At 60.7% G+C, this 24,713-nt stretch carries 25 protein-coding genes; 10 read left to right on the forward strand and 15 right to left on the reverse strand.

Going from position 1 to position 24,713, the window contains the following annotated elements:
• Positions 1-120: 120 nt before the first annotated feature.
• The 5 genes from J2X15_RS17145 (at position 121) to J2X15_RS17165 (ending at position 5,585) form a co-directional block, all read left to right on the forward strand.
• A complete protein-coding gene (locus J2X15_RS17145; RefSeq protein WP_310345021.1) occupies positions 121-1,371 on the forward strand; it encodes an ABC transporter substrate-binding protein in 1,251 nt (416 codons plus the stop codon).
• A 105-nt stretch (positions 1,372-1,476) separates the two neighbouring features.
• On the forward strand, positions 1,477-2,739 hold the full coding sequence (locus tag J2X15_RS17150; RefSeq protein ID WP_310345025.1) for an ABC transporter substrate-binding protein: 1,263 nt from the start codon (positions 1,477-1,479) through the stop codon (positions 2,737-2,739).
• 5 nt (positions 2,740-2,744) lie between these two features.
• Positions 2,745-3,623 (forward strand): carbohydrate ABC transporter permease, encoded by an 879-nt coding sequence (locus J2X15_RS17155; protein ID WP_310345027.1) that lies wholly within the window; start codon positions 2,745-2,747, stop codon positions 3,621-3,623.
• Positions 3,624-3,653: 30 nt separating this feature from the next.
• Positions 3,654-4,508, forward strand: coding sequence for a carbohydrate ABC transporter permease (locus J2X15_RS17160; RefSeq protein WP_310345028.1), 855 nt, complete (start codon positions 3,654-3,656; stop codon positions 4,506-4,508).
• 3 nt (positions 4,509-4,511) lie between these two features.
• On the forward strand, positions 4,512-5,585 hold the full coding sequence (locus J2X15_RS17165; RefSeq protein WP_310345030.1) for an ABC transporter ATP-binding protein: 1,074 nt from the start codon (positions 4,512-4,514) through the stop codon (positions 5,583-5,585).
• 111 nt (positions 5,586-5,696) lie between these two features.
• Here the strand turns inward: J2X15_RS17165 and J2X15_RS17170 are convergent, their stop codons facing one another.
• From J2X15_RS17170 to J2X15_RS17220, 11 genes are all read right to left on the reverse strand, one after another.
• Positions 5,697-5,981: a hypothetical protein gene (locus tag J2X15_RS17170; RefSeq protein ID WP_310345033.1), complete on the reverse strand. Its 285-nt coding sequence runs from the start codon at positions 5,979-5,981 to the stop codon at positions 5,697-5,699.
• A 156-nt stretch (positions 5,982-6,137) separates the two neighbouring features.
• The gene (locus tag J2X15_RS17175) at positions 6,138-6,449 is read right to left on the reverse strand and encodes a hypothetical protein (protein WP_310345035.1); all 312 of its coding nucleotides are present in this window, start codon (positions 6,447-6,449) and stop codon (positions 6,138-6,140) included.
• A gap of 1,096 nt (positions 6,450-7,545) precedes the next feature.
• Positions 7,546-7,869 carry a carboxymuconolactone decarboxylase family protein gene (locus J2X15_RS17180; protein WP_310345037.1) on the reverse strand — a complete coding sequence of 108 codons (324 nt, stop codon included), beginning with the start codon at positions 7,867-7,869 and terminating at the stop codon, positions 7,546-7,548.
• A 240-nt stretch (positions 7,870-8,109) separates the two neighbouring features.
• Positions 8,110-8,346: a hypothetical protein gene (locus J2X15_RS17185; RefSeq protein WP_310345039.1), complete on the reverse strand. Its 237-nt coding sequence runs from the start codon at positions 8,344-8,346 to the stop codon at positions 8,110-8,112.
• 605 nt (positions 8,347-8,951) lie between these two features.
• Positions 8,952-9,206: a hypothetical protein gene (locus tag J2X15_RS17190; RefSeq protein WP_310345041.1), complete on the reverse strand. Its 255-nt coding sequence runs from the start codon at positions 9,204-9,206 to the stop codon at positions 8,952-8,954.
• Between the two features lie 211 nt (positions 9,207-9,417).
• Positions 9,418-9,786: a bleomycin resistance protein gene (locus J2X15_RS17195; protein WP_310345043.1), complete on the reverse strand. Its 369-nt coding sequence runs from the start codon at positions 9,784-9,786 to the stop codon at positions 9,418-9,420.
• A gap of 541 nt (positions 9,787-10,327) precedes the next feature.
• The gene (locus J2X15_RS17200) at positions 10,328-11,704 is read right to left on the reverse strand and encodes a sensor histidine kinase (protein ID WP_310345046.1); all 1,377 of its coding nucleotides are present in this window, start codon (positions 11,702-11,704) and stop codon (positions 10,328-10,330) included.
• Positions 11,701-12,402, reverse strand: coding sequence for a response regulator transcription factor (locus J2X15_RS17205; RefSeq protein ID WP_310345048.1), 702 nt, complete (start codon positions 12,400-12,402; stop codon positions 11,701-11,703). Before J2X15_RS17205 ends, J2X15_RS17200 begins: the two co-directional genes overlap by 4 nt.
• A 53-nt stretch (positions 12,403-12,455) precedes the next feature.
• Entirely contained in the window at positions 12,456-13,739 is a 1,284-nt protein-coding gene (locus tag J2X15_RS17210; protein WP_310345051.1) for a multifunctional CCA addition/repair protein, read from the reverse strand.
• A 7-nt stretch (positions 13,740-13,746) separates the two neighbouring features.
• On the reverse strand, positions 13,747-14,430 hold the full coding sequence (locus tag J2X15_RS17215) for a glutathione S-transferase family protein (protein ID WP_310345053.1): 684 nt from the start codon (positions 14,428-14,430) through the stop codon (positions 13,747-13,749).
• Between the two features lie 98 nt (positions 14,431-14,528).
• The gene (locus J2X15_RS17220) at positions 14,529-16,541 is read right to left on the reverse strand and encodes a lytic transglycosylase domain-containing protein (protein ID WP_310345055.1); all 2,013 of its coding nucleotides are present in this window, start codon (positions 16,539-16,541) and stop codon (positions 14,529-14,531) included.
• Positions 16,542-16,550: 9 nt separating this feature from the next.
• Between J2X15_RS17220 and J2X15_RS17225 the strand changes: the two genes are divergently transcribed.
• Entirely contained in the window at positions 16,551-17,150 is a 600-nt protein-coding gene (locus J2X15_RS17225; protein WP_310345058.1) for a 5-formyltetrahydrofolate cyclo-ligase, read from the forward strand.
• Here J2X15_RS17225 and J2X15_RS17230 read toward each other — a convergent pair.
• Positions 17,119-17,556 carry a TfoX/Sxy family protein gene (locus J2X15_RS17230; protein WP_310345061.1) on the reverse strand — a complete coding sequence of 146 codons (438 nt, stop codon included), beginning with the start codon at positions 17,554-17,556 and terminating at the stop codon, positions 17,119-17,121. The genes J2X15_RS17225 and J2X15_RS17230 overlap by 32 nt on opposite strands.
• 15 nt (positions 17,557-17,571) lie before the next feature.
• Positions 17,572-18,492, reverse strand: a complete 921-nt coding sequence (locus tag J2X15_RS17235; RefSeq protein WP_310345064.1) for a DUF6279 family lipoprotein — start codon at positions 18,490-18,492, stop codon at positions 17,572-17,574.
• Between the two features lie 78 nt (positions 18,493-18,570).
• Between J2X15_RS17235 and glmU the strand changes: the two genes are divergently transcribed.
• Together glmU and J2X15_RS17245 are read left to right on the forward strand one after the other, a co-directional pair.
• Positions 18,571-19,950 (forward strand): bifunctional UDP-N-acetylglucosamine diphosphorylase/glucosamine-1-phosphate N-acetyltransferase GlmU, encoded by a 1,380-nt coding sequence (glmU, locus tag J2X15_RS17240; protein WP_310345235.1) that lies wholly within the window; start codon positions 18,571-18,573, stop codon positions 19,948-19,950.
• 19 nt (positions 19,951-19,969) lie between these two features.
• A complete protein-coding gene (locus J2X15_RS17245) occupies positions 19,970-20,740 on the forward strand; it encodes a sensor histidine kinase (protein WP_310345067.1) in 771 nt (256 codons plus the stop codon).
• A 31-nt stretch (positions 20,741-20,771) separates the two neighbouring features.
• On the opposite strand, the gene J2X15_RS17250 is transcribed toward J2X15_RS17245, so the two are convergent.
• Positions 20,772-20,978, reverse strand: a complete 207-nt coding sequence (locus tag J2X15_RS17250; protein ID WP_310345068.1) for a hypothetical protein — start codon at positions 20,976-20,978, stop codon at positions 20,772-20,774.
• 204 nt (positions 20,979-21,182) lie between these two features.
• Here J2X15_RS17250 and J2X15_RS17255 point away from each other — a divergent pair, with 204 nt between their 5' ends.
• Entirely contained in the window at positions 21,183-22,145 is a 963-nt protein-coding gene (locus J2X15_RS17255; RefSeq protein ID WP_310345070.1) for a LysR family transcriptional regulator, read from the forward strand.
• Here the strand turns inward: J2X15_RS17255 and J2X15_RS17260 are convergent.
• A complete protein-coding gene (locus J2X15_RS17260) occupies positions 22,131-22,613 on the reverse strand; it encodes an Lrp/AsnC family transcriptional regulator (RefSeq protein ID WP_310345071.1) in 483 nt (160 codons plus the stop codon). The genes J2X15_RS17255 and J2X15_RS17260 overlap by 15 nt on opposite strands.
• Before the next feature lie 135 nt (positions 22,614-22,748).
• Between J2X15_RS17260 and glmS the strand changes: the two genes are divergently transcribed.
• Positions 22,749-24,644: a glutamine--fructose-6-phosphate transaminase (isomerizing) gene (gene glmS / locus J2X15_RS17265; RefSeq protein WP_310345075.1), complete on the forward strand. Its 1,896-nt coding sequence runs from the start codon at positions 22,749-22,751 to the stop codon at positions 24,642-24,644.
• The last annotated feature ends 69 nt before the right edge of the window (positions 24,645-24,713 follow it).

Raw genomic sequence — 24,713 nt, forward strand, 5'->3', positions numbered from 1 at the left:
CAATGTTGAAAATTAATTAAAAATTAATTAATTCGAATTGGCATGGTGCCGGTGCGAATGCAACGTTGCTTCAAGCCCCAACAGACCGGGCTGCGAAGACAAAACTTTTTTGGAGACAAGATGTTGAAGCTTTCTAAACTCGCCACCGCCGTGGCACTCGTGGTTGCTGGTTCGGCCGCTGTGGCTGGTGAAGTGGAAGTCCTGCACTACTGGACATCCGGTGGCGAAGCCAAGTCGGTTGCTGAACTGAAGAAGATCATGCAAGCCAAGGGCCACGTCTGGAAAGACTTTGCCGTGGCTGGTGGTGCTGGCGATAACGCTGCGACCGTGCTGAAGAGCCGTGTCGTGAGCGGCAATCCTCCTGCTGCTGCCCAAATCAAGGGCCCCGCTATTCAAGAATGGGCTGCCGAAGGCGTGCTGGCCAACCTGGATGCAACCGCCAAAGCCGAAAAGTGGGACAGCCTGCTGCCCAAGGTCGTGGCTGACGTCATGAAGTACAAGGGCAACTACGTGGCTGCCCCCGTGAACGTGCACCGCGTGAACTGGATGTGGGCCAACTCCGCCGTGCTGAAAAAGGCTGGCGTGACAAGCACCCCCAAGACTTGGGACGAATTCTTCGCCGCTGCTGAAAAGGTCAAGAAGGCCGGCCTGATCCCTGTGGCACACGGTGGCCAAAACTGGCAAGACTTCACTACCTTTGAGTCCGTGGCTCTGGGCGTGGGTGGCACCAAGTTCTACAACGACGCGTTGATCAAGCTGGACGAAAAGGCACTGACCAGCGCTACCATGACCAAGGTTCTGGAAACTTTCCGCAAGATCAAGGGTTACACCGACGCTGCCGCTCCTGGCCGCGACTGGAACCTGGCCACTGCCATGGTGATCCAAGAGAAAGCCGCCTTCCAATTCATGGGTGACTGGGCCAAGGGCGAATTCACTGCCGCTGGCAAGGTTCCCGGCAAGGATTACATCTGCGCAGCCGCTCCTGGCACCGACAAGGCTTACACCTTCAACGTGGACTCCTTTGCCATGTACAAGCTGAAGGACGCAGGTGCCCAAAAGGCCCAGGCGGATCTGGCTGCTTCCATCATGGGCACTGAGTTCCAAGAAGTGTTCAACCTGAACAAGGGCTCTATCCCCGTGCGCCTGAACATGGACATGTCCAAGTTTGACGACTGCGCCAAGACGTCCGCCAAGGACTTCGTGGAAACCGCCAAGACTGGTGGCCTGGTGCCTTCCGTGGCCCACGGCATGGCGATCAAGCCCGCTGCTGAAGGTGCGATCAAGGACGCCGTTTCCCAATTCTGGAACGACGACAAGATCTCTGTTGCTGACGGTGTGAAGAACATCGCCAAGGCTGCTGCAACCAAGTAAGTTGTACTGGCGCGCAAGCGCCAGTGTCTAGCCAAGCAGACGCCCCATCCCTCCGCGGGGGTGGGGCTGTTTCCCATGTGGCCGGCCTCTCAAGATTGCATTCCCATGTCATTTCCATCCTCTTTGCGTTACCTGTGCGCCGCTGTGGCCCTGTGTGCTGGTGCGAGCCTGTGGGCTGGCGAGGTGGAGGTGCTTCACTACTGGACGTCGGGTGGCGAGGCCAAATCGGTGGCGGAACTCAAGGGCATGATGGCCCTGCGTGGCCACAGCTGGAAAGATTTCACGGTAACCGGTGGTGGCGGGCAGAACGCCATGGCCGTTCTCAAGCAGCGTGTGCTGGCGGGCAATGCCCCGGCAGCTGCAAACATCAAGGGCCCTGCCATTCAGGAATGGGCCGAGCTCAATGTGTTGACCAGTCTGGATGCCATGGCTTCCTTTGAGCGCTGGGACGAGGTTCTGCCCAAGGTGGTGGCAGACCAAATGAAATACAAAGGCCGCTACGTGGCCGTGCCGGTCAATGTGCACCGGGTGAACTGGTTGTGGGCGAACTCGGCCGTGCTGAAGAAAGCCGGCGTGGCGTCGCTGCCCAAGACGTATGACGAATTTTTTGCCGCCGCCGACAAGATCAAGGCCGCGGGCTTTGTTCCCGTGGCCCATGGCGGCCAGGACTGGCAGGACTTCACCGTGTTCGAGACCGTGGTCCTGGGCGTGGGCGGTGCGGCTTTTTACGACAAGGCGCTGGTCAAGCTGGACCGTGCGGCCCTGGCCAGCGACGAGATGCGCAAATCGCTGGAAGTGTTTCGCCGCATCAAGGCCTACACCGACGACAAATCTCCCGGCCGCGACTGGAACGTGACCACCGAGATGGTGATCAACGGCAAGGCGGGCTTCCAGTTCATGGGTGACTGGGCCAAGGGTGAATTTCTGGCGGTCGGCCAGACGCCTGGCAAGGATTTCACTTGCTCGGCTGCGCCTGGCACCGAAAAGGCCTACACCTTCAACGTGGACTCGTTTGCCATGTTCCAGCTCAAGAGCTGGGAGGCGCAAAAAGCCCAGGGTTACCTGGCCTACCTGCTGATGGGCAAAGACTTTCAGGAGAAATTCAATCTGCGCAAGGGCTCCATCCCCGTGCGCCTGAACATGCCCATGGACAAGTTTGACGAATGTGCCAAAACCTCCAGCAAGGACTTTGTGACCACGTCTGCCAGTGGCACGCTGGTGCCTTCGGTGGCCCATGGCATGGCGCTGTCGTCTTCCCAGCAGGCCAGCATGCGCTCTGCCGTGTCCGAGTTCTGGAATAACGACAAATTGACAGTGAACGAAACTCTGTCCAAGCTGTTGGCGGTAAGCGCCCCCAAACAGAAATAAAGCTTATGAAAACCCTTGAAAACATCCTACCCAAGCTGGTGATCGCCCCGGGCTTCGTGCTCGGCTTCGCCTTCATCTATGGCTTCATGATCTGGAACGGCGTGCTCTCCGTGACCGGCTCGCGCATGCTGCCCAACTACGACGAGTTTGTGGGGCTAGAGCAGTACGTGCGCTTGTGGGAGATGGACCGCTGGTACGTGGCGCTCAAAAACCTGGGTCTCTTCAGCTTGCTGTACGTGGGCGGCTCGATGATTTTGGGCATGGGCCTGGCGATATTTCTGGACCAGAAAATTCGCTTTGAAGGCGTGCTGCGCACCGTCTACCTGTACCCCATGGCGCTCTCATTCATCGTGACTGGCACCGCATGGAAATGGATATTGAACCCCAGCCTGGGCCTGGAAAAACTCATGCACGACATCGGTTGGGCCAGCTTCAGTTTTGACTGGCTGGTGCAGTCCGAGACCGCCATTTACTGCGTCGTGATTGCCGGTATTTGGCAGTCCGCCGGCTTTGCCATGGCCCTGTCCTTGGCCGGCCTGCGCGGCATTGACGACAGCATCATCAAGGCCGCCCAGATCGATGGCGCCTCGCTGCCCCGCATCTACTGGCGCATCATTTTGCCCATCCTGCGCCCCGTGGTGTTCTCCACCGTGCTGGTGCTGTCCCATCTGTCCATCAAGAGCTTTGACCTGGTCATGGCGCTGACCTCCGGTGGCCCCGGTTTCTCGTCGGACGTGCCCGCCACCTTCATGTACACCATGAGCTTCACACGCGGCCAGATCGGCCTGGGCGCCGCCAGCGCCACCATGATGTTGGCCTTTGTGGCCGCCCTCGTGGTGCCCTATCTGTACAGCGAATTGCGCTCCAAACCGCACGACCGCTAATCCACGACCGTCACACCACGATCGAAACCTATGTTGTCCAAAAACCTCCCCCGCATCCTGATCTACGGCGTTCTGCTCGTCGCCGCCTTCTTCTTCCTCGCGCCGCTCTATGTGATGTTGGCCACGTCCTTCAAGGACGCCGAGCAAATCCGCTCGGGCAACCTGCTGAGCTTGCCGTACGGTCTGAACTTTGACTCATGGAAACTGGCGTGGTCTTCCGCCTGTACCGGCGTAGATTGCCGCGGCCTGCAGCCCTACTTTGTCAACTCCGTCATCATGGCCGTGCCGGCCGTGCTCATCTCCACCGCCTGGGGCGCCATCAACGGCTACGTGCTGAGTATGTGGAAGTTCAAGGGCAGCGAGGTGCTGTTCGGCTTCATGCTGTTTGGCGTGTTCATGCCCTTCCAGGTGGTGCTGTTGCCCATGAGCCAGGTGCTCGGTTTCCTGGGCCTGTCCAGCTCGCTGGGTGGCCTGATCCTGGTGCACTGCATTGCAGGTTTGGCCGGTACCACGCTGTTCTTCCGCAACTACTACACAGCCATCCCCAAAGAGCTGGTGAATGCGGCGCGTATTGACGGTGCGGGCTTCTGGCGCATCTTCTTCCGTATCGTGGTGCCCATGTCCACGCCCATCCTGATGGTGACGCTCATTTGGCAGTTCACCAACATCTGGAACGACTTCCTGTTCGGCGTGGCCTTCAGCGGCGCCGACAGCAAGCCCATCACGGTGGGCCTGAACAACATGGCCAACACCTCCAGCAGTGTCAAAAGCTACAACGTCGACATGGCTGCGGCCGTGATTGCAGGTCTTCCCACCATGTTGGTCTATGTACTGGCAGGTCAATATTTTGTGAAAGGTCTCACCGCCGGCGCGGTGAAAGGATAAAAAATGGCAGCTTCTCTCCAAATCGCAGGCATCCGCAAAGTTTTCGGCAAGGGCGACAAAGCCGTTGAAGTGCTGAAGAAAATTGAAATCGATGTCGCCCCCGGCGAGTTCCTGATCCTGGTCGGCCCATCAGGCTGCGGCAAATCCACTCTGCTGAACATCATTGCGGGTCTGGAAGAACCGTCCGAAGGTGAACTGCGCATTGCCGGCAAGAACGTGGTGGGCGTGGCCCCCGCCCAGCGCGACATTGCCATGGTGTTCCAGAGCTATGCGCTCTACCCCACCATGAGCGTGGCCGACAACATCGGCTTCGCACTCGAAATGCGCAAGGTGCCCTTGGAGCAGCGCAAAAAACGCATTGCCGAAGTGGCCGCCATGCTGCAAATCGAACACCTGCTGGACCGCCGCCCCGCGCAGCTGTCCGGTGGCCAGCGCCAGCGCGTAGCCATGGGCCGTGCCCTGGCACGCGACCCCCAGCTGTTCCTGTTTGACGAACCGCTCTCTAACTTGGACGCCAAGCTGCGCGTTGAAATGCGCGCCGAAATCAAGCGCCTGCACCAAGTGAGCGGTATCACCAGCGTGTACGTGACGCACGACCAGATCGAAGCCATGACGCTGGGCAGCCGCATCGCGGTGATGAAGGACGGCATCCTGCAGCAGATCGGCACGCCCGATGACATCTACAGCCGCCCGGCCAATACCTATGTGGCCAGCTTCATCGGCTCGCCCACCATGAACCTGATCAAGGGCCATGTGGAAACATCCGGCGCCCAAGGTCGCTTCAGCTTCAATGGCAGTTCTCTGGATCTGGCAACCCCTGCCAAGGGTGACGCCACCTTGGGCGTGCGCCCCGAGCACATCGAGTTGCTGGCCGATGCCTCTTGGCGCGGCGAAGTGATGGTGGTGGAGCCCACCGGTGCCGACACCTATGTGGTGGTGAAGACGGCTGCAGGCGACGTGACCGTGCGCACTGCGCCCAGCGCCCAGTGGAAGGCTGGTGACCAAGTGGGCTTGCGCGTGAGCCCCGCGAATACCAACTGGTTTAACACTGCGACGGGTGTGCGTCTGGACGTGTAATCTTCCACGCTGAAAGCGAAAGCGCCGACACCATCCTTGTGGGGTGGTCCGGCGTTTTTTCTATTTCTTCAAAAGACTGGAATCAGTTGTCGAATGCGATCGATCGTCAGATCATCTGCCATGTCGTCCATCAATATAGAACCCCTGTGTCCACTCAACTGCAATAGGCTTTAGATCAATTGGTAACTGATCAAGTTGCTTCTGAGATAGGTAATCATCTTGAATGATGATTTTTCTCAGATTGGGGAACTGTCCCTTGAGCTTTTGAGTGGGGGAACCAAGCCAGAAAAAGTATTCACGGGCTTCGCGTGCATCCACAAATAAATGAATGACATCATCAGAAACTGCCAGTGAGGCTTGAATGCCGCGATGAGGCTCTGGTGAGTACGGATACATATGCTTAGGTGTTGGTCAATTTTTTGACGGTCTGCTTCCGCCGCGAAGCCGAGTCGTAAACAGACTGATAGCTGCCATTCCTTGCGCCCTGAAGCAGTCATTGCACAGAGCCTACCGACACGCCTGCGTACCAACGTAGTGTTAAGCAATACCTGCTCATAACTTCTTATAGACCACTTCGTATTCTGGGCCAAGCTCTTCGCGGATGACAGACAACAGCTCGATAGCCTTGGCGTCGAAATGTTCGTCTTCTTCACTAGTCCATGGACCTGGATCAGGTGGGTATTCCCAATTTAGGGCAGTGTCATGCAGCGCGCTTAATTCAGCCAGATATTTACGGCTATTTTCAGAGATCGGCAATCGATCCTCCACAGGCCCGACATCGAACCTTTCAGAAGCGGCAGCGTTTCCGCACCACAGCGTGCCACCGCCCCATTCAAACATCAATCGAATCCGATAACGTTGCATCTGTTCAACGAATAGTTGATGGAAAAGTCATCAGAATCGTATCAAATTGAGGCTCGCCCCGTGATGTCCGCTACCGCCGCCTCGCGGAGACGCCTGGAGACTGAAAGCAGTCTCCGCTCGTTCAAGTATCCGACTGGCGGCAAGGCCTGCCTCCAAAAGGAAATTAGCCACCATTGCTCCACTCATCCCCCGCGTAAGTCGCCCTTGGAAGTTGGTCGATAGCCTCCTGCGGCCCCTCAATCTCCCAAATGTCCACGCAGCAGCCGCAGCCATGATTTTCTGAGCGATGCACCAGCTTCTGCTGCCAGTGGTCGAACCACGCATCAATGGCGGCGACTTCGGTAGCGTCATCTAGCGAGACAACAACTGTGGCTCGTGGCATAGTTCCCATGTTCTCTAATGCTATGGTTTAGTTTAATTGGACGACTGCAAGGAACGTCCGCTTCTGCCCTGAAGCCAAGGCATCTACAGACTGATAGCCGACTTTCACTTCGCTCTGAAGCGGTCGTTAACGTTGGCGCTGTCCGGCACGTAGCATATGCCGCGCAGCGGCAGTCTGCCGCTGCGCGTCCGTGACGAGCAACCTGTTAGCGCGCATGAGAACGATCATGGCAATCACTTCGATCATTGGAAAAAGATGCCAAGTATGACCACGATGTTGCCTATAAGCCCCGCTCGCTTGGCACTTTGCGCCGATGACGCGCCGGTAGGCGTTAACGGCAAGCGACGCCAGGACCATAGGTAAAACCAAAATGCCAATATGCCGCCGCCCGCGATGATCCATCCGGTCTGATAGAACGATGCTGCGAATCCGAACAAGGCTAGAAGCGCACACGCACCGAGCACAGCCACTCCCGATGCGGAACTTTGGACGAAAGACAAGGCGCCACAAGCTTTGCAACGCACCGGAAATCCTGCGCTCGATCCCCACGCCTCGGCCAGTGGAATTGACTTCGCACCACACGATGGACAAGTCTGCATGTTGTGCTCGCTAACGAATAATTAATCGATTCTGCAGTCTATCGACACGACACCAAGGCATCTGCCCTCGACAGATGACTAGAAATATGAGGGCAGTTTTCGGCAATGCTCCACGTCAGCTCGCGTCAAAGATTGACTTTGCGATAGTCAAAGCGGTGGCTGCCGTTGGCCAACCTGAGTAGAAGGCTAGATGCGTAATAGCTTCAACAAGCTCTTCTTTTGTGAGACCGTTTTCCAATGCTTTTTTCAAATGAAATGGCAACTCGTTTTGTCGATACATTGATACCAGCGATGCAACTGTTATCAGGCTGCGCTCCCTTTTAGAAAGGCCCGGACGTTCCCAAACGTCGTTAAAAAGCACATCACTGCTTAACTCAATAAATTTCGGTGCCAGTTCTGCTAGTGGATGTGTGGCAAGTGTGTCTTTTGCTTTTGTCATATTGAGTCCCTTTTTATTCGAAGGGGCCATATTACCCAATCACTTGGGGGCGATACCCCAGAACGGCAGTGTCCTGGACGTCCGCTTCCGCCGCGAAGCCGAGGCGTCTAGAGACTGACAGCGGTCTTTCACAGCGCTCCAAAGCAGTCGTTAATGTTCGACGTTGGGGTTGACTGCAGAAAAATCTGCTGACGAAGGGATTGGGCAGCAGGCCGGTAAGTGCAGATGACATTGGTTTGATCATGGTTGCCAACCATCAGGTATGTCAAACACGATGCCGAGCCTGCCATCAAACTCGATAACACTCTCACCGCAGAAGTCTTGAACGACCAAGAGATCTAACTGTCCAAGTTGCAGTGCATCGATGTCGCGGACCCCAAAGACAAAATCGACATGCTTTCCGGGTTGGAACAAAAACCTACGGTCAACAAGGAACTGCCTGTAGACAGGGTGTTTACTAAATGCCACTTCGTCCATGATGTTGTAACGAATCCCAGCTAGAGATCCGTCTGAGCGACAGAGATAGTCATAGAAAAATCCGCCCAAAGAGATGTCGCGAGCTATTGGGCTTTGGCACGAAGCAACATCTGGCGCTTCGTGTGGAGACGGAAAAATGGAGAATCTCACGGTGTCGCTAAGCGCTGGCTGCTAGTGGACCGTAACGGCGCACTCAGCGTTGAAGAATTGCAACCATGCTGGCCGCTGTTGTGGGTCCAATCCACGAACCTGTTAGCGCCATATTTCATTACTTAACTTGCTCTTTTCTTGGTTCAGTCCATCCGGGGCGGAGCCCGCGAGCGGCTTCCTCTCGCACCATGTTTAGCGACGGCTCGTAGCCCATTTCGGCTTCGATAGCACCGATACAACCCCAGCAATCGCCGCCGCAGTCGCCAGAGAGCTCGTCATCGGGACTATTAAGTTGTCGTTTACAGATCGTACATTTCACAGCGCTAACGAACAATGTATGAGAAATTCATCGGGATACTACAAACTGAGCCGCGCCACCGGATGACCGCTTTCGGCACGTAGCCGAGGCGCGTGCAGACTGGAAGGGGGGTATTCGCATTACTCCAAAGCACTCGCTACCCTGCCATGTTTTTTTTGCGCTTGCGAACTGCATTGTCTGTTTTGATAATGGCCGCGCATTCCTCTGCTGATGGAATCGTTGTGTCTGTCTTGACGGTATGCCAGCCTCCACAGTTGGGGTCGGGGCAGCCACAAACGGTAAACCTGACAGGATGACCTGTTAGGCCTTCGCGTTTTTGAATAGCGTTTGTGCGTTCCTGGCTCTTGATGACATCAGCGATGGCTGAACGGCTGAGAAATGGACGTGACATATTGCTATTTTGATGACCGAAACGGAGCTTGCCTATCCCCCATTCAGGTGATTCTGCGGACGACCGCTTTCGCCGCATGGCTCAGGCGTCTACAGACTGACTGCAGACATTCACTGCGCTCAAAAGCAGTCGTTAATGTAAAAATGACCGGACCATCACCCTTTGCGGCGAAGCCGTCTCCTTCAGGTATGGATCCGTGTCGATTGACATGTTAAGCGTCGGCGTTTTCATAGAACGTGACCAAGTTTCCATCTGGGTCGAGTATGGCAAACTCTTTGGTTCCCCATGGCTTGGTTTCGAGGGGAGCCTTTGGGTGAACAATGGCATGTCCCTTGCACTGGTGGTACAGGCGCTCGATCCCTCGCACCTGCACCCTGCAACTCGTGGCTTCCGCGATGTGCCGATCTGTGCAGGCCCAGAAGTGAATTTGAACCGGCCCATTTGCAACGATGCCATAGCCGCCTTGAGCCACATGGACTTTCATGAAGCCCAGCTTGACGGCGAAGAACTCTGCACTTCGCTCGATATCAAGTGATGCGAGAACGGGAACTGCGGCGATGTACTCTGCGGATGCGCTCATAAGGGGTTCGCTGACGTTTAACGTCGGCCGTGAATGGGCCGCAACGGCGCACTCAGTTGTGAAGAATGGCAGGAGCGCGTCCCGCCGTTGTGGGTCCAGTCGACGAACCTGTTAAACATTGAGCGCACTACCTCTGAGTTCGAACGAGACGAGTAAGTGCTTCAGCAATTTCCAGAGCCTCATGCTCTGCCAATTCCACAGGATCATTGTGCGAATTCACAGTCTTGAGGCAAATTGTGCCGCTTGGATCAAGCCAGATCATGACTTCACCGCTAGCAAACTCCTCGATGGGTACGGGCACTGGATCCATAGTTCTTCGATGTCTAACGTAATTTACACCGCAAAGCACTGCGGTATAACGTGGGAGTGCGGTCTATAAAAATGGTATTTTTCCATATCCAGTCTGTGTAAGCTGCTCTCATAAAAATAGCAACAAACACCGCAGTTTGCTCCCCCGATTTTGACGACTCAGTTGGGCTCTGAATATCCCCCGTTCGGGTGATTTCTTGGATGTCGGCTTCCGCCGCAATCCGGCTGTCCATCACCCCTGCAACGGCAACCGAAAACTGATCGTTAACCCATGCGGCAGCGTGGTGCGCGCGGTCGCCGTGCCGCGGTGGCGCTGAGCGATCTCCGCCACGATGGACAGGCCCAGCCCGCAGCCGCCTGGTAATTCACTGGCGCGCCAGAAGCGCTCAAACACGCGCTCCAGGTGCTCGGCGGACAGGCCGGGGCCGTTGTCTTCCACTTCCAGAAGGCAGTGGCCGTCGCGCACCTGGGTGCGCAGGGTCACGTTGCTGCCCTTGCCCGCATAGCGCAAGGCGTTGTCAATCAGGTTGCTCAGCCCTTCGCGCAGCAGCAGCTTGTCACCCGGCACCGTCAGCGCGTCTTCTCCCTCGTAGCCCAGATCGACCCCGGCCGCCACGGCGCGCGGGGTCCACTCGCGTGCCACTTCGCGTGCCAAAGTGGCCACGTCCACGGGGTGGAGGGCCACCTCGGCCTCGGTGCGCGCCAGTGACAGCAGCTGGTGCACCAGGTGGGCACTGCGCTGGGCGCCGGTGTGGACCTTGGTCAAGCGTTGTTGCAGCGCTGCGGGGTCTTTCTCCTGCATGGCCAGCTCGGTCTGGCTGATGAGGCCGGCCAGCGGGGTGCGCAGTTGGTGGGCGGCGTCGTTCAAAAAGCGTTTTTCCTGGCTCAGGCTGCGGCGCAGCGTGGTCAGCAAGTGGTTGAGCGCGTTGGCCAGCGAATGCACTTCTTCGGGGGCCTGTGTCATCTCAATCGGTGACAGCGACGCCGTGGCGCGGTGCGCGAGCTGAGCCTCCAGCCGCTCCAGCGGGGCCAGGCCACGGCGGATGCCCTCGTACACCAGCACGCTGAGCACGGCGCCCAGCAGCAGCAGGGGGAACAGCACGTCGCGCACCAGCTCACGCGCAATGCGCTGCTGCACCACCAAGCTCTTGGCCACCTGCACGCGCATGCGCTGGTCGGTAAAGCCATCGCCAAAGCTCAGGTCCATGGACGCCACGCGCATGGGTTTGCCGTCCAGCACCACCTCGTAGAGCCGTGGCTCGTTGTCGGGCATGTAGAGGTCGGGTTGCATCGCCGGAATTTTGGTGTTGCCCAGCAAAAAGCTGCCGGGTGGCGAGGACACCATGTAGGCCACCCGGTCGCTGGGGTCTTGCTCCATGATGTCCTGCGCGGCGCGCGGAAAATCGATCAGCAGACCCGAGCCCAGTGGCTTGACCTGGCGTGCCAGCGAGCGGACCGATTGGGTCAAAGACTGGTCTATGGTTTTCTCGGCATAGGCAAGTGCTACGCGAAAGGCCAGTACCCCGCCCATGAGCCACAGCACCAGCTGGGGCAGCAACAGCCACACCAGCAGCTGGCGCTTCAGCGAGAAGCGGGCCGCTGCGCTCATGCGCTGTCGGTTTCCAGCATGTAACCCAGGCCGCGCACGTTGCGGATGTTCAGGCCGCTGTCGGTGAGCTTGCGGCGCAGGCGGTGCACATACACCTCCAGCGCGTTCGATCCTACGGCGGCGCCGTCTTGGGGCTGGGTTTGCCACACGGCCAGCACGTCTTCTCGGCCCACCACCTGACCCATGTTGTTCACTAAGAGCGACAGCAGGGACCACTCGCGCTGCGTCAGGTCCATGGGCTCCTCGCCCAACCATGCCAGCGGTAGCACCGGGTCCAGGCGCAGGTTGGCGTGGGTGCTGCTTTGCACCTCTAGCGAGCCGCCAAAGGCCGGCAGGCGCGAGCGGCGCAGCATGGCCTGCAGCCGGGCCAGCAGCTCGGCCATGTTGAAGGGTTTGGTGAGGTAGTCGTCGGCGCCGGCGTTCAGTCCTTGCACCCGGTCGTCCACGCCGTCGCGTGCGGTCAACACGAGCACGGGCAGGGCGGTCAGGCGTTGGCGTATCCAGTGCAGCACGCTGATGCCGTCAATCAGCGGCAAGCCCAGGTCCAGCACCACACCATCAAAGCGGTTGCCTTCCAGCAGGCTTTGGGCCTGCGCACCATCGCTGGCGCTGCTCACGCTATGGCCCGCGTGGACCAGCTGCGCACACAGGCCGTCGCGCAGCAATTCGTCGTCTTCAACAATCAGTAAATGGGCCATGGGCCAAGCATACCAAGGCGGCTGGCGCCACAGGGAGGGGGAAAGCGCGGAGTCTAGAGCCCTGCCGCGACGGCTTCGGTACGCGCCGCCTGAATCATTTGCCCTATTTTTGGGCCGCTGGCCCCCGTGGATATTGCGCGAGCAGCTACTAAATCTGTAGCAACTGCTTGCGCACGCTGCAGTGCGGCGGCCAGGCGCTCGGCCTGGGGGTAGGGCGTGTCGGTCATGCCAAGGCGGCCCTGCGCGTCGCACTGGCAGGCCTGCAGCACCTGGGCAAAGCGGTCTGGTTTGCGGAAGGCGTCGCAGCGCTCCAGCAGGCGCACCACGGCGGCGGCGTTCAGCTCGCCGGAGCGGTGGATGTTGCCGTGCTCGCGCGCCACCACCTCGGCCAGTTCGGCGCAGTCGGTGGGCACGCGCAGACGCTGGCACACGGTCTTGAGCAGGCGCACGCTGCGCTCTTCGTGGGCGATGTGGCGCGGCAGCACATCGGCCGGTGTGGTGCCCTTGCCCAGGTCGTGCCCCAGGCAGGCAAAGCGCACGGCCAGGGGCGCACCCAGCTGGGCGGCGCGGTCCAGCACCAGCATCACGTGCACGCCGGTGTCCACCTCGGGGTGGTGCTGAGGGCTCTGGGGCACGCCCCACAGGCGGTCCAGCTCGGGCAGCAGGCGGGCGAGTGCGCCGCAGCTGCGCAGCACCTCAAACATGCGCGCGGGCTGGGCCTCCATGAGGCCGGTGGCCAGCTCTTGCCACACGCGCTCGGGCACCAGGTGGTCCACCTCGCCCTCGTTCACCATGGTTTGCATGAGCGCCGTGGTTTCGGGCGCCACGGTGAAATCGGTGAAGCGCGCGGCAAAGCGCGCCAGCCGCAGGATGCGCACCGGGTCTTCGCGGAAGGCGGGCGTCACGTGGCGCAGCACGCGCTGGGCGATGTCATCGCGGCCGTGGAAGGGGTCTACCAGGCTTTTGGCATCAAATGAGCCGCTATCCCCCGTAGTATCTGCGCGAGCAGCTATGGAATTGATAGTAAGGTCGCGCCGAGCGAGGTCTTCTTCCAGCGTCACGCCGGGCTCGGCGTGCACGGCAAAGCCGCGGTAGCCCGGTGCCGTTTTACGTTCGGTGCGGGCCAGCGCGTATTCCTCTTTGCTCTGCGGGTGCAGAAACACCGGGAAGTCGCGGCCCACGGCCACAAAGCCCGCGTCCAGCATGGCCTGCGGCGTGGCGCCCACGACTACCCAGTCGTGGTCCTTCACCGGCAAGCCCAGCAGCGCATCGCGCACGGCCCCGCCGACCAGGTAGGTCTGGCCGGGGACGGTAAGGGGCGTGCGTTCAGCGGTCATGGGCGTCTCAAGGCGTCAGGCGGTAGGGCTCTTCAAAGTCCAAAAAGTCTTTCTCAGTCAGCGCCGCATCAGTCCAGGCCTTCACGCCGGGCAGGGCCAGCACGCGGTCCACATAGGCGGCGGCCTTGGGCGGCAGCGGCAGGGCGTAGGTTTTTAGGCGGGTGCAGACCGGGGCGAAGTAGGCATCGGCCACGCTGAACGGGCCAAACAGCAGCGGGCCGCCGTACTGGTCCAGCAGGCCTTCCCACATGGCAGCCAGGCGCGCTACATCGGCCCGCACGCCGGCCTTGTCACGCCAGATCAGCGCGCCTGCCTGGGCCAGGTCGGCCTCCACATTCATGGGGCAGTTGCCGCGCAGCGCGGTGAAGCCGGAGTGCATCTCGGCGCAGACGCTGCGGGCGCGGGCGCGCGCCGCCTTGTCTTGGGGCCAGAGTTGCTTGTCGGGGTACTGCTCGGCCAGGTACTCGGCAATGGCCAGCGTGTCCCACACGGTCAGATCACCGTCGACCAGCAACGGCACCTTGCCGGTGGGGGTGAGGTCACGCAGGGTGGCTTTGAACTGGGAGTCGCCGTTGAACGAGTCAAAGCGGACCATGACTTCCTCAAACGGAATGCCAGCTTGCTTGAGCAGCACCCAGGGGCGCATAGACCAGGAGGAGTAGTTTTTGTTACCGATGTAGAGCTGGGGCATGGGTCACCTTGGTTGTGGGTCTGCCATCGTAAAAGACCCTGGCATTTTCATTGATGAAAAAAAGGGCGCCCATTGATGTGGACGCCCTGGGAGCGGGTTCAGGGCAGTTCCAGGCCGGGGTCGGGCGTGGAGGTATCGCGCGGGCCCACGGTGCCTAGGCGCGCCTTCAGCGACTGGGGCTGGCCGGTGATCAGCGCCGCGTACAGCGTGGTGTTGGCCAGCACTTTCTTCACGTAGTCGCGCGTCTCGGTGAACGGCACGTTTTCGGCCCAGATGGCGGCCTCTACCGTGGGGCTGCCGGTCTGGCCGCGCCACAGGCGGGGGCGGCCGGGGCCGGCGTTGTAGGCGGCCGCGGCCATGGCCATGGAGCCGCCAAAGTCGTCCAGCACCAGCTTGAGGTAGCCAGTGCCGATGGCGATGTTGGTGTCGCGGTCGGTGATCTGGTGGGCCTGGAAGTCGGTCAGGCCAATCTTCTTGGCGGTCCAGCGTGCCGTGGCGGGCATGACCTGCATGAGGCCGGAGGCGCCCACGCCCGACTTGGCGTCCATGATGAAACGGCTTTCCTGGCGGATGAGGCCATACACATAGGCGGGCTCCAGGCCGATCATCTGGGTGCGCGCCATGACGGCGGACTTGAACGGCATGGGGAAGCGCTGTTCCAGGTCGATCACACCCTTGGTGCGCTCGCTGGTGTTGATGCAGCGGTCCCACACCTCGTTTTTGCAGGCCAGGTCGGCGGCGGCCAGCAGGCCGCGGTCGTCCATGCCGCCGCGGGCGTGCAGGTTGGTGGTGTAGTTCCACTCGCGCACGCCCTCGGTGCGCAGGCCGATCTGGATAGCGTAAAGCGCGCGGGCCAAGCCGGGGTTGCTCTTGGCCGTGTCTTTTTCTTCCAGAGTCGGGGGCAAGGGACGGGTCGGGGCGACCACCTTGTAGCCCAGCTCTTCCAGCGCCAGCATTTCGTAAAAGCCTTTGACGCTGGCAATGTTTTCCAGTGGGCGCAGTGCCTCGGTGCGGGCCACGTCGGTGGTGGCGCGGGCCAACTGGGCGCGGGCGCGCCAGTAGACCCAGGTGGGGTCATTGCGCAGGCCTTCCGGCATGGCGGCGATGGCATCGGCAACCTGGGCCCAGCGCCCGGCGCGCAGCGCGGCGCGTGCGGCCCAGACCAGGTGGTCTTCGTGCATCTGTGTAAATTGGCCCTTGGCGAAGTAGCCCAGTGCGTCGTCCGAGAGCCGTTGTGCGGCACGTTTGCCAATCACGCCCCAGATCCAGCTGCGCTCTTCCTGCGTAAGTTGGGCTTTCCAGCGCAGTTTTTCCACTTCCACCGCGGCGTCCAGCGGCTCCAGAAAGGCTTGGCGGATCAGCGCCAGCGACACCAGCTCGCGCGTTTGCGGGCGCAGTGCGGTGAGCTTGTCGTTGAGGTATTTGCCGGGGTTCAGGTAGATGGCGTTGACGGTCTTGACCCAGTCCGGGTCCATCAGGGCCACGGCCTGGGTGGCGATACGCAGTTTGTCGTTCTCCATGCCCAGGCGGGCGCGCACCCAGGCGACGTGGGTGTTGAGTTTTTTGTCCTTGATCAGCTGGCCGGCAGCGCTGCCGCAGGCTTCGTCGGCGTCTTTGAGCGAGAGCCAGGTGTCCTGCACGGCATTGGTAACGTCTGCGCCCTGGGTGGTGTAGCTGGCCAGCAGGCCGTAGCAGCGCACCGAGCGGTCATCGCCCATGCGGTACAGCGGGTATTCGCGGTTGAAAGTGTCCCAGTCGCGGTTGCGGCCCAGCTGCAGCAGCCATTCGGCGCGCAGCCGGTCTTCCTGGTAGGTGCCGCTGTGGCGGTTGAAAAAATCTTGGATATCGTTCGGGCTGGCATCGTCCAGCCGGGCCGAGAGTTCCCAGTAGGCGGCCCAGGGTTCCAGTGGGTGGGTGCGCAGCTGGGGCAGCAGGGCGGTGAGGCGTTTGCGGTCTCGCTGCTTGTAGGCTTGTGCCATGTCCAGCACCACCTCGTCGGCACGAGTGGGATCACGGGGGAGGTCACGCGCCTGTGCGCGTGCTGGTGCGAGGGCGGAGGACACCAACGCGCCACTGAGCGCCAAGGATGTCAGAATGACTGAAAACTGCATGTGGGGATTATGGACAACTCAGACGATAGCAAAGCCGCGCAAAAGAAAGCCCTTCGCAAGGCGCTTCTGGAACAACGCCTGAACCTGCCGGACCGCCTACAGCGGGCTGATTTGTTACAGCGCGTGATGCGCATCTGGCTGGTGGGCCGGCCGGACGCGGTGATTGGTGCCTACTGGCCCATCAAGGGTGAATTTGACCCGCTGCCCGCGCTGCACCGCTGGAAGGAGGACGGCGAGCTGATCGACCAGCCCCAGCCGCGCCGCATTGGCCTGCCGGTGGTGAACCGCGAACACAAGACCATGACCTTCCACGCCTGGTACCCGGGCTGTCCCATGGAAGAAGATGCCTATGGCATTCCCAAGCCCAAGGACACGGAGTTGATCGTGCCCACGCTGCTGTTTGTGCCCTGCGTGGGCTACAGCGCGGGTGGCTACCGGCTAGGCTATGGAGGCGGCTTTTACGACCGCATGCTGGGCAGCCTGAGCCCCAAGCCATTTACCGTGGGGCTGGGCTTTGGCACCGACTTTGTGGATGACTTTGAGCCCGAGCCGCACGATATGCCGCTGGACACCATCCTCAACGACCACGGGATTGTTTGGCCGACTTAGTGGCTGGCTTGGCGGTTGCGGTTTTCTTGGCTTTAGCCGGTGCCTTGGGCTTGGGCGCCGGTTTCTTGGCCTGCAAGGCGGCCTGCATCGCCAGCCGGGCCCAGGGCAGCATCAAGGCAGGAGACTCCATGGCGTCCGCCGGGGCGCCGTAGTAGTTGATGCCGCGCGTACCGGTCTTGGAGCCATAGCTGAAACGTGGACAGCCTTCGGCTTCAAACTGGGCCTGTGTGTCGGCGCTGGCCTTGAGCCACAGCGTGTCGCCACCGCCCAGGTTCGCCAAAATAGCCACGGTGAGCCCGTCCACACTGATCCCCCAGCCCCCAAACATGCGCTTGGCCACACAGGGGCCCAGGCCACTCAAAAGCTCACAGCAGTAGTCGGCAAAGTCGGGGTTCTGGATGGCCATGGTGTGGGTCGGGGGTTAGGTGCGCGCCATCAGCGCGCGGACATCGGCTTCGTAGCCTTGCAGGGTTTGCTGCAGCTTGCTGCGCTGGCTGGTGGTGGTGCTGTTGTGGAAGGCAGCAATCGCGCTGCAGGCCTGGGTGCGAACCCGGTCGGTGTACTGCCGGAACACCGGGTCGGGCGACTGCAAGCTGCGCGCCACCAGCGCGCGCACTTCGGCCTGCACATGGATCTCTGCGGGGTTGCTGGCCCGCAGGGCGCGCAGGGTTTGCAGCACATCCTGCTGGCGGCGCAGAATTTCGCGGTATTGCAGGCTGGCGTCGAAGGCCGAGGTGTCGAGCTGGCTTTGCAGCAGCGCCCGCTGTTCGTCGCTCACGCGGCCATAAAAGCCCTCTGCGCGCTCCACCAATTTCTTCAGGCGGCGGTCATTGCGCTGCTCCGGCGTGCCGTCCAGCCACTCTTCGCGCCATTCGCGGTTGCGCTTGTCCAGTGCGCGGGCCAGGTGGTCGAGCTGCGCCACCGTCAGGCTGGGTGCCAGCGCCACGGCGGTGGGCGCGGCGCGGTCCAGCACGGTTTGCACGCGTTCTTCCAGGTAGGCGCTGAGCTTGCAGACCTGTTCGGGCGCTACAGGCTGGGTGGCGGCGGTGTTCAGGTTTTTGAGCGTTTCGGCTAGTTGGGGCAACTCGCCCTTGCGGTGCCAGTCCTGCAGGCTTTGGAGGTCGTTGCGCAGGCGCAGGCTTTGGGCGCCGTCGAAATCAAAGTAGCCGTCCAGCCACCAATAGGTGAAGTCGGGCGCATTGTTGTACGCCAGGCGCACCGCACTGCAGCCACCCAGCACCAGCGACGTCATGAGCAGCCCGATAATGGCGCACCAGCGCAGGCCGCGCACACGCAGCGGCGAGCGCCTTTCATTTGGCAATGCAGACATCAGCAGGGGCATGTTGTGACTTCTAGTTTTCAGGTTTCCGGGCAAAGCTCTGGGCAAGAGGCCCAGCGCGCCGCAGTGGACGTGGTCATTATGGCGGCGGGCAAAGGCACGCGCATGAAGAGCAAGACCCCCAAGGTGTTGCACACGCTGGCCGGGCGTCCGCTGCTGCAGCATGTGCTGGATACGGCCGCCCAGTTGCTGGCACGCAAGGTGGTGGTGATCACCGGTCACGGTGCTACAGAAGTAGAAGCAGCCTGCGCAATTAATACGGGGGCTGCAGCTGATTTTGATTTAAATTTTGTGCGCCAGGAGCCGCAGCTGGGCACCGGTCACGCGGTGCAGCAGGCCGTGCCCGCGCTGGCTGACGATGGCGTGGTGGTGGTGCTGTCGGGCGATGTGCCGCTGACGCAACCAGACACCCTGTTTCACCTCATCAGGGCCTGCGGGGGCGACAAGCTGGCGCTGTTGACGCTGGAGCAACGTGACCCCACGGGCTATGGCCGTATCGTGCGCGCGGTCAATGCGGTGCAAGCCATCGTGGAGCACAAGGATGCGTCGGACGCGCAGCGCCAGATCACCGAGATCTACAGCGGCATCATGGCTGTGCCCGCCGCCCAACTCAAGCGCTGGTTGGCGCGCCTGGACAACCAAAATGCCCAGAAGGAGTACTACCTGACCGACATCGTGAAGTTCGCGGTAGCCGACGGGGTGGGCGTGGTGGCGCACAAGATTGACGACGCGGTGCAGGTGGCCGGTGTCAACAGCCCGGTGCAACTCGCCGAGCTGGAGCGTGCCTACCAGCTGCGCCAGGCCCACCGCCTGATGGAAGAGGGCGTGCGCCTGGCCGACCCCGCGCGCATCGATGTGCGTGGCGACCTGCTGTGCGCGCATGACGTGAGCATTGACATCAACTGCATCTTCCAGGGCCAGGTGAGCCTGGGCGAGGGCGTGTCCATCGGGGCGCACTGCGTGATTGCCAATGCGGTGATCGAGGCCGGTGCGGTGATTCACCCCTTTACCCACATCGACGGTGAGAAGCTGGGCGTGACCGTGGGCGCTGGCGCCTTGATTGGCCCGTTTGCTCGCTTGCGCCCCGGCGCCAAGCTGGGGGCCGAGGTACACATCGGCAACTTTGTGGAGGTAAAAAACTCCACCCTGGCCAAGGGCGCCAAGGCCAACCATTTGGCCTACCTGGGCGATGCCACGGTGGGCGAGCGCGTCAACTACGGCGCGGGCAGCATCACCGCCAACTACGACGGCGCTAACAAGCACCGCACGGTGATTGAGGCCGATGTGCATGTGGGCAGCAACTGCGTGCTGGTGGCGCCGGTCACCATCGGTGCGGGTGGCACGGTGGGCGGCGGTTCCACCATCACCAAGAACACCGAACCCGGCGCCCTGAGCGTGGCGCGTGGCAAACAGGTCAGCATTGCCAACTGGGCTCGGCCTGCCAAACAGCCCAAGGCCTGATTCACTTTTTCCGTCCCGCATGTCAGACCCCCACGCACGCATTGCCGAACTCGAAGCCGAACTCGCAGCCGTGCGGCGCGAGATGCAGGACTTTGCCTATGCCGTCTCGCACGACTTGCGTGCGCCGTTGCGGCACATCGTGTCCTACGCCCACTTGGTGCAGGAAGATGCCGGTCCGCAACTGGATGCCGAGGTGCAGGGGTTCTTGGCCACCATCACGGATTCGGCCAAGCATCTGGGCGCCATGCTGGACGCGCTGCTGGAGTTGTCACGGGTTGGAACCTTGCCGCCGGCTCCTGGGCCGGTGGACCTGAAAGCGGTGTTGGACGATGTGGTGGCGGCACTGGTGCATCGTGGTGCGCCTCGTCAGTTGGCGCTGGAGATAGACCTGCCGGAGGCCATGGTCGTGGTGGACGCGACGCTGCTGCGTGTGGTGTTAGGTGCGGTGCTGGACAACGCCTGGAAATTCACTGCTTTGCTGCCTGAGGCAGATGCGCGTGTCTGGGTGCGCGTCCAGCGGGAGGCGTCTGGTCCATGGGCTCTGGAGGTTCGTGACAATGGTGCAGGTTTTGCAGCGCCAGACGCTGACTTGGCCCTGCGCATGTTTGGGCGTTTGCATGGCAACAAACTGTTCCCAGGGTTGGGCGTGGGGTTGGCACTGGCCGCCAAAGCGGCGCAACGCATGGGCGCCGTACTTCGCATCCAGGCGGCGGTGCCCGCAGGCTGTGTGGTGACGCTGTCTTTCCCCAGCACACAAAAAAGCCCGGACATGCCGGGCCTTGTAGCGTAGCCAGGGGACTGCGCGACGGCAGTCCTGGTGCTTACCACTTCTTGATTTTGTCGTATTCGGCAAACGGATCGGCAGATTCTTTGCCCTTGGTTTCTGCGACAGGCTTGGCGGCGGCTTTGGTGGCCACGGCGACTTGTTCGTTGGTCTTGGTGTCATTGGCTTGGTCTGCAGCCATGGCTTGGCCAGCCACCAAAGTTGTCAAAGCGATTGCGATAGCGGCAAAAGATGTCTTGTTCATGATGAAGTTCCTTTCAAGGTTTAGAAGAATCCGCTCTGGCGGGCATCACACCGTCTGAACAGCATCGATGGGGCGGTTAAATCATTCGTCTCGTCGATGGGATGAACTGTAAAATTTCTAATTCAAAAGATAAACAGCGTGCGCAGCACATGTACATTGCTGTTTTGGCAACAATGATGGCTTGATATCGTTTTGGAGTGCCCCATGGACCGACTACTTTCGATGCGCGTATTTCAGCGGGTGATCGATGAAGGGGGCTTCGCCGCGGCGGCGCGAGCGTTGGACATGTCGCCTGCGGTGGTCACGCGCCTGGTGGCGGATCTGGAAGAGCACCTGGGCACCCGCCTGTTGCACCGTTCTACCCGCCGAATCTCCTTGAGCGAGGCTGGTGAGTCCTATCTGGGGCGGGTACGCGCGATTCTCCAGGACATCGATGAGGCGGACATTCTGGCCAACCAGCACACCCAGGAGCTCTCGGGCGAGCTGCATGTGCTGGCGACACCCGTGCTGGCCACCTACGTGTTGGCCCCACTGATTGCAGGATTCAGGGGCTTGTATCCCAAGATCACGCTCAACCTGCAGGTGGAGTCCTTCATGGAGCCCCCCATCGAGGGCCACGACGTGACGCTGTTCACGGCCAACGAGGCGTATGACGGAGACGTGGTGGCTCGCAAAATTGCGACCACCCAGGCGGTGTTCGTGGCCTCACCTGAGTACCTCAAGCGCCGCGGCACGCCACTGCAGCCTGCGGACCTGACTCAGCACGACTGTTTGGGCATTCGCGGCAGTACCATGGGCTTGCGCCAATGGCGACTCAAGCATGGCGAGCGTCTGGAGGAGCATGTGGATGTTCCGGTGACGCCCGTGGTGTGGTCTAACCACATCGAAACCCTGATCCGAGCGACCTTGGATGGTGCCGGCATTGCCCCCACCACCGTGGAACTGGTCGCCCCCTTTTTGGCGACGGGGGAGTTGGTGCGGGTGATTTCGCCGTGGATTGCCGGTCAGCTATTGCTGTACGCGGCGTTGCCCAGTCGCCAGTTCATGCCGCGACGTACGCGCGTGTTTTTGGACTACCTGACTGAGCAGACGCGCCTGCAGTTGGCAAACGCCATGGGCGCCGGTGGGAATGGTTGTAGTGCGGCGGCGGTGCTATACCAGCGGTAGCTCCGCGCCAAACTTGCTGCGCTTGATGCTGAAAAAGGCTTTGACATTGCGCACATTGGCGTCGCTGGTGAACAGCCGTTGCGTCAACGCCTGGTAGCTGGGCATGTCGCTGGCGTGTACCACCAGGCAAAAGTCCGGCCCCGGGGAGACGCGGTAGCACTGCTGCACGGCTGCGTCGTTTGCCACGCGGGCTTCAAACTGCGCCAGTGCTTCGGCGTCTTGTCGGTCCAGGGTGATTTCCACAATCGCGGTCAGTCCGTGGCCCACCGCGGCGGCCAGTCGCTCGGGCTGCAAGATGGCCACTTGTTTCTCGATCAAACCCGCATCGCGCAAGCGCTTGACCCTGCGCAGGCAGGTGGGCGGAGAGGTGTGCACGCGTTCTGCCAGCTCCTGGTTGTTCAGGCTGGCATCGCGTTGCAGTTGCGCAAGCAGCAAAATATCGATCGTATCGATTGAGATTGATTCCATATTTCGTTTATATATGGAATAAAAAATCTCTTCAATGAATTCATGAAATAAAAATTCTTATTTTAGAAAAATAAGATCAACTATTTTTCTGTGGTGTGCCTAACATGCAGTCCATTGCTTGATTGGAGACTGTCTATGTGTGGCATCGTCGGCGCGGTATCAACCCGCAACATTGTTCCTGTACTGGTGCAAGGCCTGGAGCGGCTGGAGTACCGTGGCTACGACTCCTGCGGTGTCGCGGTCTATGCCCAGGATGGCAAACCGGGCTTGCGCCGCGCGCGCAGCACGTCCCGCGTGTCAGAGCTGATTGAGCAAGTGGCCTCCGGTCAGGTTCAGGGCGCGCTGGGCATTGCCCACACGCGTTGGGCCACCCACGGTGCCCCCTTGGTGCACAACGCCCACCCCCACTTTAGCCATGGTCCTGGAGTGGATGCGGAAAGCAAGCCCGGCCGCATTGCGCTGGTGCACAACGGCATCATTGAAAACCACGACGAATTGCGCGCCACACTCAAGGCCAAGGGCTACGTGTTCCACAGCCAGACTGACACGGAGGTCATCGCCCATCTGATCGACAGCCTGTACAACGGCGATTTGTTTGAGGCCGTGAAAGCCACGGTGCGCCAACTGCACGGTGCCTATGCGATTGCGGTGTTTTGCAAAGACGAACCGCACCGCCTGATCGGTGCGCGTGCAGGTTCGCCGCTGATTCTGGGCGTGGGCAAAGACGGGCAAGAGCACTTTCTGGCCAGTGACGCCATGGCCCTGGCCGGTGTGACCGACCAGATCGTCTACCTCGATGAAGGTGACGTGGTCGATGTGCAGCTGGGCAAATACTGGCTGGTCGACAAGGGGCACAAGGCCGTGGCGCCCGCCCAGCGCCCCGTGAAGACGGTGCTGGCGCACAGCGGCGCGGCCGAGCTGGGACCATACCGCCACTACATGCAGAAAGAAATCTTTGAGCAGCCGCGCGCGATTGCCGACACGCTGGAAGGCGTGGAGGGCATCGTCCCTGAGCTGTTCGACGCGCAAGCCAACCACGCCCCGGGCAGCAATGCCGCACGCGTGTTTAAACAGATCGATAGTGTGCTGATCTTGGCCTGCGGCACCAGCTACTACAGCGGCTGCGCGGCCAAGTACTGGATCGAGAGCATTGCCAAGGTGCCTTGCAATGTGGAGGTGGCCAGTGAATACCGTTACCGCGACTCCGTGCCCAACCCCAACACGCTGGTGGTCACCATCACCCAAAGTGGTGAAACGGCAGACACGCTGGCTGCGCTGCGCCACGCGCAATCCCTGGGCATGAAGCACACATTGACGATTTGCAATGTGGCCACCAGTGCCATGGTGCGCGAATGCAGTCTGGCCTATGTGACCCGGGCGGGGGTGGAAATTGGCGTGGCCTCCACCAAGGCCTTCACGACCCAACTGGCCGGACTGTTCCTGCTAACCCTCTGCCTGGCCCAAGCCAAGGGCCGTCTCGGCGATGCGGAAGAAGCTCGCCACCTGAAGGCCATGCGCCATTTGCCCGCTGCGTTGCAGGCGGTGCTGGCGCTGGAGCCTCAGCTGATTGCCTGGGCAGAAGACTTTGCCAAGAAGGAAAACGCATTGTTTCTGGGGCGCGGCCTGCACTACCCCATCGCGATGGAAGGTGCGCTGAAGCTCAAGGAAATCAGCTACATCCACGCCGAGGCCTACCCGGCCGGCGAGCTCAAGCACGGCCCGCTGGCGTTGGTCACCAGCGAGATGCCCGTGGTGACCGTGGCGCCCAACGACTCGCTTCTGGAAAAATTGAAAAGCAATTTGCATGAAGTGCGCGCGCGCGGTGGCGTGCTTTACGTGCTGGCCGATGCCGACACCCGCATTGAAAGTGGCGAAGGCCTGCATGTGATTCGCATGCCCGAGCACTACGGTGAGTTGTCGCCACTCTTGCACGTGGTGCCTTTGCAGCTGTTGGCATACCACACGGCCTGCGCACGCGGTACCGATGTAGACAAACCCAGAAATTTGGCGAAGAGCGTGACGGTGGAGTGAGCGCTGGGCGGATTACAATACAAATGCGAATTATTGTTATTTGCGTTGTAACCACAACGTCCATGCCAC

Source organism: Rhodoferax saidenbachensis (genome assembly GCF_031457975.1).
Classification (GTDB): Bacteria; Pseudomonadota; Gammaproteobacteria; order Burkholderiales; family Burkholderiaceae_C; genus Allorhodoferax; species Allorhodoferax saidenbachensis_A.